This is a genomic window from Sorangium sp. So ce362 (assembly GCF_051519845.1).
In the GTDB taxonomy this organism is placed as follows: Bacteria; Myxococcota_A; Polyangia; order Polyangiales; family Polyangiaceae; genus Sorangium.
On record NZ_CP150332.1, the window covers coordinates 1,397,252 to 1,409,754 of the forward strand.

Annotated in this window: 14 protein-coding genes; 3 read left to right on the forward strand and 11 right to left on the reverse strand. The window is 70.1% G+C overall.

Annotated elements, in window-relative coordinates:
- Nucleotides 1-60: 60 nt before the first annotated feature.
- From WMF17_RS05510 to WMF17_RS05530, 5 genes are all read right to left on the reverse strand, one after another.
- Nucleotides 61-618 (reverse strand): nuclear transport factor 2 family protein, encoded by a 558-nt coding sequence (locus WMF17_RS05510; protein WP_437648532.1) that lies wholly within the window; start codon nucleotides 616-618, stop codon nucleotides 61-63.
- A gap of 57 nt (nucleotides 619-675) precedes the next feature.
- Nucleotides 676-1,128 (reverse strand): hypothetical protein, encoded by a 453-nt coding sequence (locus WMF17_RS05515; protein WP_437648534.1) that lies wholly within the window; start codon nucleotides 1,126-1,128, stop codon nucleotides 676-678.
- A gap of 293 nt (nucleotides 1,129-1,421) precedes the next feature.
- Nucleotides 1,422-1,907, reverse strand: a complete 486-nt coding sequence (locus WMF17_RS05520; protein WP_437600889.1) for an SRPBCC family protein — start codon at nucleotides 1,905-1,907, stop codon at nucleotides 1,422-1,424.
- Complete coding sequence (locus WMF17_RS05525) at nucleotides 1,904-2,254, reverse strand: ArsR/SmtB family transcription factor (RefSeq protein WP_437600890.1); 351 nt, start codon at nucleotides 2,252-2,254, stop codon at nucleotides 1,904-1,906. Before WMF17_RS05525 ends, WMF17_RS05520 begins: the two co-directional genes overlap by 4 nt.
- A gap of 66 nt (nucleotides 2,255-2,320) precedes the next feature.
- The gene (locus WMF17_RS05530; protein ID WP_437600891.1) at nucleotides 2,321-2,479 is read right to left on the reverse strand and encodes a hypothetical protein; all 159 of its coding nucleotides are present in this window, start codon (nucleotides 2,477-2,479) and stop codon (nucleotides 2,321-2,323) included.
- Between the two features lie 237 nt (nucleotides 2,480-2,716).
- On the opposite strand from WMF17_RS05530, the gene WMF17_RS05535 reads away from it, so the two are divergent.
- The gene (locus tag WMF17_RS05535; RefSeq protein ID WP_437648536.1) at nucleotides 2,717-4,510 is read left to right on the forward strand and encodes an AMP-dependent synthetase/ligase; all 1,794 of its coding nucleotides are present in this window, start codon (nucleotides 2,717-2,719) and stop codon (nucleotides 4,508-4,510) included.
- A 130-nt stretch (nucleotides 4,511-4,640) separates the two neighbouring features.
- On the opposite strand, the gene WMF17_RS05540 is transcribed toward WMF17_RS05535, so the two are convergent.
- The 3 genes from WMF17_RS05540 to WMF17_RS05550 all read right to left on the reverse strand — a co-directional run bounded on the left by WMF17_RS05540 (nucleotide 4,641) and on the right by WMF17_RS05550 (nucleotide 7,771).
- Nucleotides 4,641-5,363 carry a glutathione peroxidase gene (locus WMF17_RS05540; RefSeq protein ID WP_437648537.1) on the reverse strand — a complete coding sequence of 241 codons (723 nt, stop codon included), beginning with the start codon at nucleotides 5,361-5,363 and terminating at the stop codon, nucleotides 4,641-4,643.
- Nucleotides 5,364-5,700: 337 nt separating this feature from the next.
- Nucleotides 5,701-6,885, reverse strand: coding sequence for a methylated-DNA--[protein]-cysteine S-methyltransferase (locus WMF17_RS05545; protein WP_437648539.1), 1,185 nt, complete (start codon nucleotides 6,883-6,885; stop codon nucleotides 5,701-5,703).
- 40 nt (nucleotides 6,886-6,925) lie between these two features.
- Nucleotides 6,926-7,771 carry a helix-turn-helix domain-containing protein gene (locus WMF17_RS05550; protein WP_437648540.1) on the reverse strand — a complete coding sequence of 282 codons (846 nt, stop codon included), beginning with the start codon at nucleotides 7,769-7,771 and terminating at the stop codon, nucleotides 6,926-6,928.
- Between the two features lie 137 nt (nucleotides 7,772-7,908).
- Here WMF17_RS05550 and WMF17_RS05555 point away from each other — a divergent pair, with 137 nt between their 5' ends.
- The gene (locus WMF17_RS05555; protein ID WP_437648542.1) at nucleotides 7,909-8,097 is read left to right on the forward strand and encodes a hypothetical protein; all 189 of its coding nucleotides are present in this window, start codon (nucleotides 7,909-7,911) and stop codon (nucleotides 8,095-8,097) included.
- A gap of 90 nt (nucleotides 8,098-8,187) precedes the next feature.
- Here WMF17_RS05555 and WMF17_RS05560 read toward each other — a convergent pair whose 3' ends face one another.
- The 3 genes from WMF17_RS05560 to WMF17_RS05570 are packed head-to-tail and all read right to left on the reverse strand — an operon-like array spanning nucleotide 8,188 to nucleotide 9,909.
- Nucleotides 8,188-9,024 carry a nucleotide-binding enzyme gene (locus WMF17_RS05560; RefSeq protein WP_437648544.1) on the reverse strand — a complete coding sequence of 279 codons (837 nt, stop codon included), beginning with the start codon at nucleotides 9,022-9,024 and terminating at the stop codon, nucleotides 8,188-8,190.
- Nucleotides 9,021-9,440 (reverse strand): RNA polymerase sigma factor, encoded by a 420-nt coding sequence (locus WMF17_RS05565; RefSeq protein ID WP_437648546.1) that lies wholly within the window; start codon nucleotides 9,438-9,440, stop codon nucleotides 9,021-9,023. The genes WMF17_RS05560 and WMF17_RS05565 overlap by 4 nt, the downstream gene beginning before the upstream one ends.
- A complete protein-coding gene (locus WMF17_RS05570; protein ID WP_437648548.1) occupies nucleotides 9,412-9,909 on the reverse strand; it encodes an HD domain-containing protein in 498 nt (165 codons plus the stop codon). Before WMF17_RS05570 ends, WMF17_RS05565 begins: the two co-directional genes overlap by 29 nt.
- Before the next feature lie 1,043 nt (nucleotides 9,910-10,952).
- Here WMF17_RS05570 and WMF17_RS05575 point away from each other — a divergent pair.
- A complete protein-coding gene (locus tag WMF17_RS05575; protein WP_437648550.1) occupies nucleotides 10,953-12,497 on the forward strand; it encodes a serine/threonine-protein kinase in 1,545 nt (514 codons plus the stop codon).
- Nucleotides 12,498-12,503: the final 6 nt, after the last annotated feature.

A 12,503-nucleotide genomic window follows, 5' to 3' on the forward strand; every position in this document is an offset into this window, starting at 1 on the left:
CCCCTTTCCAGAAATCATGCCGCCGGAGGCGGTCTTCGCCTCGAGCGCGAAGCGTCGAGTCTATTTTCTGACCGTTGAATGTGCAAAGTGCAGCTTCCACTCATTCCCAACTTTTTTGAAGATCGCGCTCTCCAGCCAGTCGCGCGTAAGTTGGCTTGAGTCATTCGTTACAAATTCACCGTGATTGAAATAGACTGCGGTCCCTGAGTTGTTGTCGACGTTGATCTTGAAATTGTCGAATGAGTAGTCGGCTTTGACTATCGGGGACTTCTTGATGATATCGATCAGGCCATCGTGGTCTATGACTTTTCCGTTCTCGAATAGGATAAAGTCAGGCGTTGTCAGCGCTCTCATTCGTGCAAAGTCCTTTCGGCTGATGCAGTCGAAATATGCTTCGATCACCGCTTTCAGCTCTTCGGGACTATCAGGTCTATTTGGCTGACAAGCGGATAGCGTTCCGGCAAGAGCCAGGAAAATGCATGCTTTTTTCATGGAGAGCGTCGACCTCTTTGCTGTCACTGACCTGAGGAATCCCCTCAAATTTTCGGTAAATTCACGTGAAGACAGGGAGACGGGAAGCGAAATCTCTGGAAAACATTCTTGCTTTCCCGCCTTCATGTTCGGTTTCTCGCTGGAAACGAACACAGAATGAGGGGATTTGTCAGCCAAGGCCCCTCAGGGGATCTGCACCTCGGTGGAGCCGACTTTCTCCGGATCGTTCGGCTCGTTGAGGTTGTCCCAGCGGCGATACAGCGCGACGTTGACGGTCCCCTCGCTCAGGCCCTCGATCGCCATGCCGACGTCATAGCGGCAGTCGCACCCGGCCACGGCGCCCGGATCCATGTCCGCCGGCTGCACGAGCACGTCCACCCTGCCGCCGGCCCTCCGGACGAACCCCTCCACCTCCTGCTCGCAGCGAAAGTGCGCAGCGCGGTACTCGAGGCGAACGGCGCCGCGCTCCGCCGTCGCCAGGAGCGCCTCCTTCACCGTCTCGTCGTACGCGCTCGCCGTGCACTCGCTCTGGGTGAGGCCCTCGATGGCCTCCGCGTCCTCCCAGCCCTCGGGCAGGTCGGCCCCGCCGCAGCCGACCAGCAGGAGCGCTGCGACCATCCATCTCGTGTTTGGCATCTCGTTCCTCCGGCCAGCGCTTGTTGCAATGCATGTACCCGTCGCGTTCCTGCAAGGGCGCAGGCCGCGGCGGCTGACGTGGCGTGACATCGGCGTCCCGGGTGTGCCAAGGCCGCGTGCGCGCGCTGGCGCGGAGGACGACCTCCTCCGCTCCTGCCGACCCGACGGCACCCAGCGTGGAGCAGTCCTTCTGCGGATCGTCGCCACCCCCGCCCGGCCCCGCCGCCGGCGCGACCCGCTGGACGCGCGAGCGAGGCGCCGCCGGAGCCGGGGAGCGTCCCGCGAGGGGACCCTCACTTCGTGTAGCGCTTGTCGAGCTTCCTGAGCTGGCTGGTGAAGCCGGCTTTCTGCATCTCCGTGAAGTGCGGATCGTGCATCGCGTGGAGCGTCACGGCCATGTGGGCGCCGTGCGCCAGCGGGGTGAAGAGGACGTCGATATGGCTCTCGTAAGCCTCGACGCCCGGGAGAAAGTCGATGACGCTCGTGATGGTGAGGGTCTCCTGCGGCGAGAAGGCGCTGAAGCGGGCGCGCACCTCGTGGGACGTCGGCTGCCCGCCGCGCTTCATGGCCTCGATCATCTCCGGAGCGTCGGCGATCATCGAGTAATGGAGGAGCCCGTTTTCCTTCGGTTCGAGCGCGTGGACCTCGACCCGAAATCCCTCCGGGCCCCACCAGGATTCGAAGCCGTCCTTGGTCGCCCAGAGCTCCCAGAGCTCGGAGACCGAGGCCGGGTAGGTGCGTTCTACGAGGATGCTGGCTCTTTCGACTGTCGCGTTCATTCACTTCGTCCTTTCTTGAGGCTGGTATTGCGCGCCGTTCGTCTCGCTTCGAGCGCCTCGCCGAACCGATCCAGGCGCTTCTCCCAGAGCGACCGATAGCGCCCCACCCAGTCGTCGAGCTGTCGGAAAGGCTCCGGGCGCAGCGAATAGAGCCGCTTTGTGCCCTCCGCCCGCACCGCCACGAAGCCGGCCTCCCCGAGGATGCGCAGGTGGCGCGAGACGCCGGACTGCTGAATCGAGACGCGCTCGACGAGCTCACCGACCGCGCGTTCGCCGTCGAGCAGCGCCTCCACGAGGAGACGCCGCGTCGGGTCGGCCAGCACTTCGAACAGCTCCGAGCTGGGCATGCGTTTAATATGCACGTTGGTGTATATATGCGCAAGTAAATATTTTCCGCGCGGTGGGGGGCCTCGTCACCTCGGCGAGGGTCGCGCCGCGGATCGTCGCGCCGGGGTCCAGGTGAGGTCGAGCTCGGCGGCGCGCACCGCGGCCCTCGCCGGGGAGGCCCGGAGCGTCGAGGGCGTCTTCAGGGCGAGGTGCTCGCCGCGCTCGCGGTCGAGCGCCTCGTACACGATCCCGAAGCCGCCTGCCCCGAGCCGCCGGACGATCCGACGGCGCTCGGGGACGTGCGGCAGGGAGGGCTACGCGAGGTGAGGCCCCGTATCGGCGCCGTATCAGGTCGTGGCGCACGGCGGCCACCGTGAAGCGTGGCCTCCCCGGGCTCTTGACGCGGATTGACAATGCCCCGGCGGGTCCCGCATCCTGGGCTCCGATCACCCCCGAGAGGCCCTGGGCCGCAGGAAGATGCCATGAGCACCGTTCTCCATCGTCTGGATCAGTGGGCCAACGAATCTCCTGACGCGCCGGCCCAGCGCTACAAATCCCAGGGCGAATGGAAGGCGCTGACCGCGCGTGACTTCCGTGACCGGGTTCACCATCTGGCGCTGTTCCTCGAGTCGAAGGGCTTCGACGCGAGCCAGATCGGCGCGATTCTCTCGTACAACTGCCCCCAGTGGGTGCACGCCGACCTGGCGGCGCTGCTCGTCGGGGGCAAGTCGGCGGGGCTCTATCCGAACTCCACGGCGAAAGACATCCAGTACATCCTGACGCACACCGAGGCGACGCTGCTCTCGGTGCAAAACAAGGAGTATTTTCAGAAGATCTCCGGCGAGAAGGGCGAGAGCGCCGTCCCTGACAGCGTGCGGTGGATCCTCGTCTTCGACGGCGACACGTCGATCTCTCCGAAGGCGATCTCGTACGACCAGGCGCTGGCCGAGGGCCGCGCGCTCGCGCAGCAGCCGGGCGCGAAGACCTACGCCGACTACCTGGCGAAGATCGAGCCCGGGGCCGGCGCGTTCCTGATCTACACGTCGGGCACGACGGGCAACCCCAAGGGGGCGATGCTCTCGCACGACAACCTGGCCTACACGTCCGACGTCGCGGCGAAGTACTGGGGCCTGCCGTTCGCGCGTGGCTCGATGTTCTCGTTCCTCCCGCTCTGCCATATCGCCGAGAAGCTGCAGAACGTCGGGGTCGGCATCACCCAGCGCTCGACCGTCAATTTCTGCTCGAAGTTCGAGAACGTCTCGGTCGAGCTCCCCGAGGTGCAGCCGACGCTCTTGCTCTGCGTGCCGCGGCTCTGGGAGAAGATGATGGAAGGCGTGATGGCGAAGGTGCGCGGCGGCAAGGGCGCCAAGAAGAAGCTCGCGGAGTGGGCGCTCGCCGTCGGCGCCCGCGTGGCCGAGGCGAAGTACGCGAAGCGGGCGCCGAGCCCGCTCGATGCCCTGCAGCTCAAGCTCGCCGACAAGCTGGTGCTGAGCAAGGTGCGCGCCGCGCTCGGCCTGGGCAAGGCCGAGATCCTGGCCTCGGGCGCGGCGGCGCTCGCGCCGCACATCTCGACGTGGTTCCGCGCGCTGGGCCTCGAGATCCTCGAGGATTTCGGCCAGACCGAGTCGACGGGCGTCATCTGCATGACCGAGCCGGGCGTCGAGAGCGCGGGCACGGTGGGCAAGCCCGTGCCTGGCATGGAGTTCAAGCTGGCCGAGGATGGCGAGATCCTGACGCGCGGCCGGCACGTGTTCGTCGGCTATCACAAGGACGAGGCGGCGACCGCGACGGCGCTCGAGGACGGCTGGCTGCGCACGGGCGATCTCGGCGAGTGGAACGAGCGCGGGCAGCTCAAGATCCGGGGTCGCAAGAAGGAGATCCTCAAGACCTCCGGCGGCAAGATGATCGCGCCGCTGCCGATCGAGGAGAAGCTCAAGGCGGCGGAGATCATCAGTCAGGTGTGCATGGTGGGTGACGGCCGCAAGTACCTCTCGGCGCTGATCACCCTGACCGAGGTGAAGCTCGCCGAGCTGAAGGGCGGCGGCGCCCTGAGCGGCGACGCCGCGATCACGAGCCCCGAGGTGGTCGGCCAGGTGAAGGCGCACATCGACGCGCTGAACGCCGAGCTCGCCAGCTTCGAGCAGATCAAGAAGTTCACGGTCCTCATCCGCGAGTTCTCGGTGCAGGACGGCGAGATGACGCCGACGCTCAAGATGAAGCGCAACGTGATCGAGCAGCGCTTCCGCGCTCTGATCGACCAGATGTACTCTGACTGAAGCGGGTGAGCCCCGCGGGAGCCGTTCAGATCGGAAGTGGAGGAAGGAGAGGGGGCCGCCAAGATGGCTGGAGGAGAAGGGGGCTTGGCGGCCTCTTTGTGCGAGCGGGCCTCAGGGGCGATGTCGAGAATCAGCCCTTCGCGAGGTACGCCTCGAGATCGTCGGCCCCGCCGATGTACTTCCCGTCGACGAAGACCTGCGGCGTCGACGACTTGCCGCTCACCGCACGCAGCCGGCGCGGCGAGGCCGCCACCTCCTCGTAGGGCACGTTCCGCTCGTCCAGGAGCCGCTTCGCCTTGGCGCAGTAGCTACACCCGGGCTTCGTGAACAGCAGCACGTCGTGCGGCGCCTTCGACGACGGATCCAGGTACTTCAGCATCGTGTCGGCGTCCGACACGTCGAAGGGATCGCCCTCCACCTCGGGCTCGATGAACATCTTCTTGATCACGCCGTCGTCGACGAGCATCGAGTAGCGCCACGAGCGCTTGCCGAACCCGAGGTTCGCCTTGTCGACGAGCATGCCCATCTTCTCGGTGAACTCCCCGTTCCCGTCGGGCAGGAACTGGACCTTGTCCGCGTGCTGGTTCTTGCACCACTCATCCATCACGAACGCATCGTTCACGGACACGCACGCGACCGTGTCCACCCCGCGCCGCTTGAACTCGTCCGCGAGCTCGTTGTAGCGCGGCACATGGCTGCTCGAGCAGGTCGGCGTGAAGGCGCCCGGCAGCGCGAACACCACCACCTTCTTGCCCGCGAACACGTCCTTGGTGGTCACGTCCTTCCACTGACTGTCGATCCGTGTGCGAAACGTGACATCCGGAACGCGCTGCCCTTCGAGATTCTTCAACATGACTGTCCTGCTCCTCCAGTGAGCTCCTCGTTGCTATCGGAACGGCAACCGCTTGTTCAACGTCGTGCGGCGCTCCACGTGGCGCTCTGCGGCCGGCGAGAACTTAATCCCGACCTTCGACGCCGGCCAGCCGTCGCGCGTCATCTCGGGCGCCCGCGCGCCATGCTGCACAGCCCGCTGTGGCGTTTCTGCAGCCGCCCGGCGCCGGAGCGCGCCCGACAGACGACCGCGACGCAGGGCCGCTCTCCCGGGACAGGGCGAGCCGCCCGGCCGCGCCGCGCCGGCTCGGGACGCCGCCCAGGGAGGCCCCGCAGCGGCGCGCGAGCAGGCTCGCCGGTCAATCGCCCCGCGCCAGATCCACCGCGCGCCAGAGATACCAGCTCGCCGCCGTGCGGTACGGCTTCCAGCGCTCGCCGCGCCGCTCGAGGTCCTTGCGCGCCGGCAGGTCGGGCAGCTTGAACGCGATCGCGAAACCTTTGCGGATGCCGTAGTCGTCCACGGGCAGCACGTCGGGGCGGCCCAGGCGGAACATGAGGAGCATCTCCACCGTCCAGCGGCCGATGCCGCGCACCTGGGTGAGGCGCTCGATGATCGCCTCGTCCTCCATGCCGTGGACCTCGGCGAGCGTGGGGAGCTCGCCGTCCTGCGCCCTCCGCGCGAGGTCGCGCAGCGAGAGGAGCTTCGCGCGCGAGAGGCCGGCGGCGCGGAGCTTCTCGTCCGAGGCGCGCAGGATCTGCTCGGGCGTGGGGCCCTCGTGCGCGCGGGCGAAGAGCGCGCGCACGCGCGCGAAGATGGTCGCCGCGGCCTTGCCGGTGAGCTGCTGGTAGACGATCGACTCCGCGAGCGCGACGAAGAGGCTCGACGTCCTGTCGAGCCGCATCCCGAAGGGCCCGACCGCATCGATGAGGCGTGCGAGGGCGGCGTCGGACGCGCGCAGGCGCTCGACGGCGACGGCCGGATCGAAGCCGAGGGCGCCGCCGTCGTCGGCCTGGAGCGCGCCGGCCGCCCGGGCGCTCTCGATCGAGAGGAGGCGGAGCTTCGTCGTGACGCCGCCGTTCGCGGAGAAGCCGCCGACCTTGCCGCCGGCGGCGAGCACGCGGTGGCACGGCACGAGGATCGCGAACGGGTTGCGCCCGAGCGCTTGCCCCACGGCGCGCGCCGCGCCGAGCGACCCGAGCCGCGCCGCGATGTCGCCGTAGGTCAGCGTGGCGCCCGGCGGGATGGTGCGCGCGACCTCGTAGACGCGGCGGTGGAACGGGGGCACGCGCTCCATGTCGAGCGCGACGCCGGACAGGTCGCTCGCCTCGCCGCGGAGGAGCGCGACGATCGCGTCGACCGCGCGCTGCACGTCGGGCGGGGGCGGCGCCTCGCGCGCGGCGTCGGGGACGCGCTCCAGCAGGCGTGCGCGCGTGTTCTGCTCGCGCCCCTCCGGGAGCTGCAGGAGGGTGATGCCGCGCGTGCCCCACGCGATGCCGCACCGGCCGATCGCCGTGTCGAAGAGGAGGAAGCCGTGTGCCGTCATGGGGGTCGGCGCGGCGGAGCGCCCGCGTCCGGCGGCCATCCTAGGAGCGCGCGGCGAGCCGGTCTTGGAAGATCTTGCGATCCCCCCGCGCCGCCCGGCGGAAGCCGCGGGGCGAGACGCCGGCGGCGCGGTGGAAGGTGCGGACGAAGTTGGAGAGGTCGCCGAACCCGACGTCGAGCGCGATGTCGGTGATGGACCGGGCGCCGTCGGCCAGGAGGCGCGCCGCGCGGCGCAGCCGGGCGCGGACCAGGTACTGGTGCGGGGTCACGCCGAGCACCCTCGCGAACAGCCGCAGGAAGTGGAACGGGCTGAGCCCGACCTCCCGCGCGGCGCCCTCGAGATCGATCGGCTCGTGCGCGTGCTCGTCCATCCAGACCGCCGCCTCCACCGCGCGGCGGCGGTCGCGCGAGAGGGCCTCCTGCGGCCTCCGCACCCGCCCGGAGGCGACCTCGACGAAGCGGGCGGCGAAGAGCATCCCCGCCTCGTCGAGGCCGATGTCGCTCTTGCCCTCGGCGGCCGCCTGCGCGAGCTCGCCGAGCACCATCAGCTCGGGCAGCGGCGGCACGCCGCCGGTCCGAAAGGTCCCGGCCGGGGCGCCGAGCGCCTCGACAAGCGCCGGCGCGAGGTGGATGGACAGGCACTCGTCGCCGCCGCGGACGTGGTCGTGCGTGCACATGTACTCGTCGCCGGGGTGGCCGATCAGGAGCGAGCCGGCCACGAGCTCGAACGACCCCCCTCGCACGCGGTAACCGAAGCTGCCCTTGCGCACGTAGGAGACCGAGAAGCCGCGGTGCAGCTCGGCGAACGGCGCGTCGGCAGGTCCGGCGCTGCACCGGTAGTCGAGCACCGAGAGGGCCTCGCGCTCAAGCACCGTCGTGACCCTCATGGGTCACCGACTGTACCCGCGGCGGAGAGGCCGAGCAACGGCGCCGCCGCGGCCGCCTGGCGCGCCCGCGGCGGCCGCGGCGTCCCGGAGCTCCGGGAGCAGCGCGGCGGCCCCTGGCTCCACGTGCGCCGCTCCTCGTGACGGGGGCGCCCGGCGATCTCCGCGTCGAGTTCGGGCCCCTCTCGTCTCCGGGCGGCGAAGGCGGCGAGCCGTTCCCGGACACCGTCTGCGGCGGCTCCCAGGTCCCGAACGCCGTTCAGACCGTGATCGCGACCGCCGTCAGCGCCTTCGGCCTGGGTTGCGCGACGGTCTCGCTCACGTACTGAGCCGCCCATCTCGCCCGGGGAGCGCTCGTCTGCGGACGCGTGCTGAGCCGCCTCTCTCGCCCGGGGAGCGCTCGTCTGCGGGCGGGGGCTTCAGGCGACGTCCTCGAAGCCCGGCAGCGGATCGTAGTCCTGATCGGGATCGTCCTCCTCGCCGGGCTCGGCGCAGTCCGACTCGTCGCCGTCTCCTCCGGTGTCGCGGAGCAGCCCGTCGAACGGCCCGGGGAGCGGCTCGTCCTCATCCGCCTCGAGCAGCGCGTCGATCCCCTCCACCTCGCCGGTCTCCAGGTACCGCTCCCACGCAACGGGGTGATCCCGGGCGCAGAGCGACGAGAGCGCGGCGATGCCCAGGCGCACGATCGGCTTCCCGTCGGTGCTGCTGCGGGGCCGCATCCTCAGCTCGCGCGGGGCGTATACCGTGAGCTCGAGGGGCGCCACGTCCGCCACGTGGTAGTGGACGTATTCTCGGAGCTCTCCGCCCTTCTGGAGGGTCACGCGCTCCCGGTCGAAGGTCCAGCCGAGCGTCCGCACGTGCCGTTCCAGCGCCTCCTCGTCGACCGGGAACACGTGCAGATCGATGTCGCTGCCGCGGCGGATATGGCCGGTGGAGACCGAGCCGATCAGCCGCGGCGAGAACGGCGCGAGCGCGCGCATGGCCTCCAGCGCCACGACGCGCAGCGCGAACAGGCGGCGCGTCCGCTGGCTCCCTTCGGCGCGCTCGGCAAAGAGCAGCAGCGCCTCGCGGATCTCCCCGTTGGAGGGCAGATCCGCGGGCCGGTAGCGCGCTCGCCGTCCTTCCACCAGGCCGAGGATCCGCTTCGCGGCCATCCGCTTGGCGGTGAAGTACTGGTCCACGCCCTCCTCGTACATGAGGCGCGCGGCCTCGGCGGCGATGCGGGCCCGCAGCCCACCGAAGCGCTCGGCGCTCATCGTGCCACCCGCGCCGCGCGCGGCGGCGGCGCCGCCGCCGCGCCGCGCGTTGCCGGCGCCGCGGCGACCGCCGGCTCGAGGGCCTGCCGCAGCCGGAGCATGGCGCCCCCGACCACCCGGCCGCCCCGCGGCGCCCCGAACAGGCGCTTCTGCACCACCTGCTGCGCCACCCCGAGGCGGCGGGCGATCTCGCCCTGCGACATCCCGTCGAAGAAATAGGCCTCGACGACCTCGCGCTGCTTCGCCGTCAGCGCGGTCTCGACCGCGTCCCGCACCGCGGCGCAGAGCCGCTCTCGCCCCGGCGGCTCGGCCTCGCCACCCCAGAGCCGGCGATCGTCGCTCCAGCGGTCGACGTCGTCGCAGAGGACCTCCCGGCGGGCCTTGCGCTCAGGCGAGCGACTCCTTTCGCAGATCATGGGAGGGGGCGGGCTCGCCGCCGATCGAGAGCAGGGGGATGTCCGCGCCATCGAGCAGGATCTCCACGGCGGCCTCGGGGCTCAGCACGGTCGCCGCCGGCGAGCGGCCGCCGAGATCCCACCGGCGGAGCCGCGCGAGGTCCGCGAGGGTCTTCGTGCGCCGGAGGCGCCGCCTCGTCGCGCCGGGCGCGCGCAGCAGGTGCAGGTGGTGCCGCACGAGCCAGACCACCCGCGGGCAGACGAGCTCCGCGAGCGCGTCGGCCCCTTCCTCGGCGTGGTCGGCGGACGCGAACGCCTTGCCGACATCGTGGAGCAGGGCCGCGGCCCAGAGCGAGCGATCCGCGGTCTCGCGGCGGGCCAGGTCGAAGACCTGCAAGGAATGGAAGAGCGCGTCGCCCTCGGGGTGCCAGCGCGGATCCTGTGGCACGCGGTCGAGGGCGAGGAGGAGATCGAGGAAGTCCTGGTGCATCGAGGGGAGGGCGGTTGGGCCGCCCGCGGGGTGCGGGCGAGCGGTGCCTCTTCACCCTGGGGCGCGGTCACACCCACCGGAAGGCCGCGCGCGCCGGGGGAGCGGAAGGATAGCGCGGTCGCGGGGGCGAGGGGACGCGTCGGGCTGATCCCATGACCAGCTCGCCCTGTTCTGTCCGCTCCAGGCCGCGATCCCCTCGGCGCGGCCGCTTGCGCCCTCACGGGCTGTTAGCGCCGCGTCGCCCAGGTTCGTTCCTGATTCCGTGATGGGAAGAATTTGAACCACAGATACAAGGTGCAGAGGGCACAGAGGAGAGAGAAGATAGAAAAATTGCTCTCTCTCTCTCTCTCTCTCTCTCTCTTCGCCGTCCTCTGTGCCTCGGTGACTCCTTCTCTCGTGAAACCAGGGAAGTCCTTGGCCCCCTCCCCCGGTGCCGGGGAGCGGGCGATGGTCAACAATGACGGGAGCTTCTCTCCCATAGGGGGCGACCGTGTATGTTCCCGTCGACATGTGCAACTCGCAGAAAGGACACCTGTCGTTCCACCCGAGCGGCGAGGTTCACGTCGTGGCGCCCGCGCGAGACAGGTCGGCGGAGCAGTGCTTCATCATCGCTCGATGGAGCATGGCTCGGCCTGTGATCTGAACGAGCTCGTCAGGGCGGGCGCGCCGCCGAGAGGTCCGGGAGGCCGCTCCGGCACGGCCTGGGTGAACCTGCTCTCCTCACATTCTCGCACCACTGCGCCGCTGCGGCGGCTGTGGCGTCGCGGCGCGTCAGCGTCAGTACCCCTGGCTGCTCCCTGAACGTCCTGCGCGTCGCCCCGCCTTCCCAGGGTACGGACCGGCGCAGGCACGCCCGCGGGCGCAGCGCGCGTCGTCCTGGCCCCGTTGCCCCGCCCTGGCGCGGTGTCGCCCGTTTGCATACCGCCCCCTTCTGACGGTCCTGTGGAGGACCGCTCCCCGCGCCGGATCGACCACACGAAGCTTCGCGTCCTGCCCGGGATCCGGTATCCTCTCGGTTCCCCCCTCGGGAGGTGCGCTGGCGTATGAAGTTCGAGAAAGACGTCATTCTGGCCGGCAAATTCCGCCTGGAGAGAGAGCTGTCGCACGGCGGGATGGGCTCGATCTGGGTAGCGCAGCACGTCCAGCTCGACACGCTCGTCGCGGTCAAGTTCATGCGCGACGTGTATTCGGAGCTGCCGGTGCTTCGCGCGCGCTTCGAGCGGGAGGCGCGCGCCGCCGCGCAGCTCAAGAGTCCTCATATCGTGCAGGTCCACGACTTCGGCTTCGAGGATGAGGTGCCCTACCTCGTCATGGAGCTCCTGCAAGGCGAGGATCTCAACAAGCGCCTCCAGCGGTGCGGCCGCCTCTCGCTCCCGGAGACGCTGCACATCATCGTCCAGGCCGGGAAGGCGCTCCGCAGCGTCCATGAAGCGGGGTTCGTCCACCGCGACCTCAAGCCCGCCAACTTCTTCCTGGCACGCATCGACGGCGAGGATGGCGAGATCGTCAAGCTGCTCGACTTCGGGATCGCGAAGGACGTCTCGGCGGCGCTCGCGTCCGACATCTCGGCCACCGGCGAGGTGATGGGCTCGCCCAACTACATGAGCCCGGAGCAGTTCTATGGCGAACGGGACGTGGACGCGCGCAGCGATCTCTGGTCGCTCGGGGTCATCCTGTTCAAGATGCTCACGGGGCAGCTGCCGTTCCCGGGCGACGCGATCGGCCGCGTGGTCACGAAGGTCATCCTCGGCGCGGTGCCGTCGGCGAGGAAGATCGCCCCCGATCTGCCCAGCGGCATCGACGCGTTCTTCCTGCGGGCGCTGGCGCGCGATCGGGACAAGCGGTTCCAGAACGTGCGCGAGATGGTCAACGAGCTCGCGCGCGTCGCGGGCGCGCCGCCGTTCTTTTCGCTCGCGGGCGACACCTCGCTGAGCGCCGGGTGGTCAGGGCGCGGCTCCGGCGGGGCGCCGGGGTTCGCCGACCCCGGCTCCCCGCCGGTGGGGCAGCTGACGACGATGCCCATCCAGCGGCGCTCGGACCCGAACGATGTCCGCGCGTCGATGCCGGGCACCTTGACCGGCGCGATCAACCTGTCGGCGCCGCACACGGCGCGCGCTGCCATCGCGCGGGCCGCGGGGCGCGTCGCCATCGGGGCGACGGTCGCCGTCGTGGGCGTCGGCCTGGGCGTCGCCGCGCTCAGCGGATCGTCGGCCGACGGCGACGGGACCGCGACCCGAGCGTCCGCGGCCGACTCGGCGCCCGCGCTCGCCGCGCCGTCGAGCGGCGCGCCGGCCGGGCTCGCCACGGTCCCCGCCAGCGCGAGCGCTCCCGAGGCGCGCACCGCGGCCGCCCCTGCGGTGGTGCCGGCCCCGTTGCCGCTCGACCCGGACGCGGGCGCGCCGAGCGCCGCTTCCCTTTCGCCGGCGCAGGCATCGCCCGTCCCCTCCGGGGCGGCGGCGCAAAGCGCCGCGCCCGCGCGCCCCTCGTCCCTGGCCACCGCTCGGGCCGCGCCGAAACAGGCGCCGCGCAAGACACTACCGGGTGCTCGCAAGAAGTCCGGCGGGCGCGAGCCGGATTGGGGACTCTAGCCGGGT

What these genes read in the sequence shown, in the direction of transcription:
- WMF17_RS05510 (WP_437648532.1), bottom strand. Translation starts at nt 618, where the DNA reads ATGAAGGCGGGAAAGCAAGAATGTTTTCCAGAGATTTCGCTTCCCGTC.
- WMF17_RS05515 (WP_437648534.1), bottom strand. Translation starts at nt 1,128, where the DNA reads ATGCCAAACACGAGATGGATGGTCGCAGCGCTCCTGCTGGTCGGCTGC.
- WMF17_RS05520 (WP_437600889.1), bottom strand. Translation starts at nt 1,907, where the DNA reads ATGAACGCGACAGTCGAAAGAGCCAGCATCCTCGTAGAACGCACCTAC.
- WMF17_RS05525 (WP_437600890.1), bottom strand. Translation starts at nt 2,254, where the DNA reads ATGCCCAGCTCGGAGCTGTTCGAAGTGCTGGCCGACCCGACGCGGCGT.
- WMF17_RS05535 (WP_437648536.1), top strand. Translation starts at nt 2,717, where the DNA reads ATGAGCACCGTTCTCCATCGTCTGGATCAGTGGGCCAACGAATCTCCT.
- WMF17_RS05540 (WP_437648537.1), bottom strand. Translation starts at nt 5,363, where the DNA reads ATGTTGAAGAATCTCGAAGGGCAGCGCGTTCCGGATGTCACGTTTCGC.
- WMF17_RS05545 (WP_437648539.1), bottom strand. Translation starts at nt 6,885, where the DNA reads ATGACGGCACACGGCTTCCTCCTCTTCGACACGGCGATCGGCCGGTGC.
- WMF17_RS05550 (WP_437648540.1), bottom strand. Translation starts at nt 7,771, where the DNA reads ATGAGGGTCACGACGGTGCTTGAGCGCGAGGCCCTCTCGGTGCTCGAC.
- WMF17_RS05560 (WP_437648544.1), bottom strand. Translation starts at nt 9,024, where the DNA reads ATGAGCGCCGAGCGCTTCGGTGGGCTGCGGGCCCGCATCGCCGCCGAG.
- WMF17_RS05565 (WP_437648546.1), bottom strand. Translation starts at nt 9,440, where the DNA reads ATGATCTGCGAAAGGAGTCGCTCGCCTGAGCGCAAGGCCCGCCGGGAG.
- WMF17_RS05570 (WP_437648548.1), bottom strand. Translation starts at nt 9,909, where the DNA reads ATGCACCAGGACTTCCTCGATCTCCTCCTCGCCCTCGACCGCGTGCCA.
- WMF17_RS05575 (WP_437648550.1), top strand. Translation starts at nt 10,953, where the DNA reads ATGAAGTTCGAGAAAGACGTCATTCTGGCCGGCAAATTCCGCCTGGAG.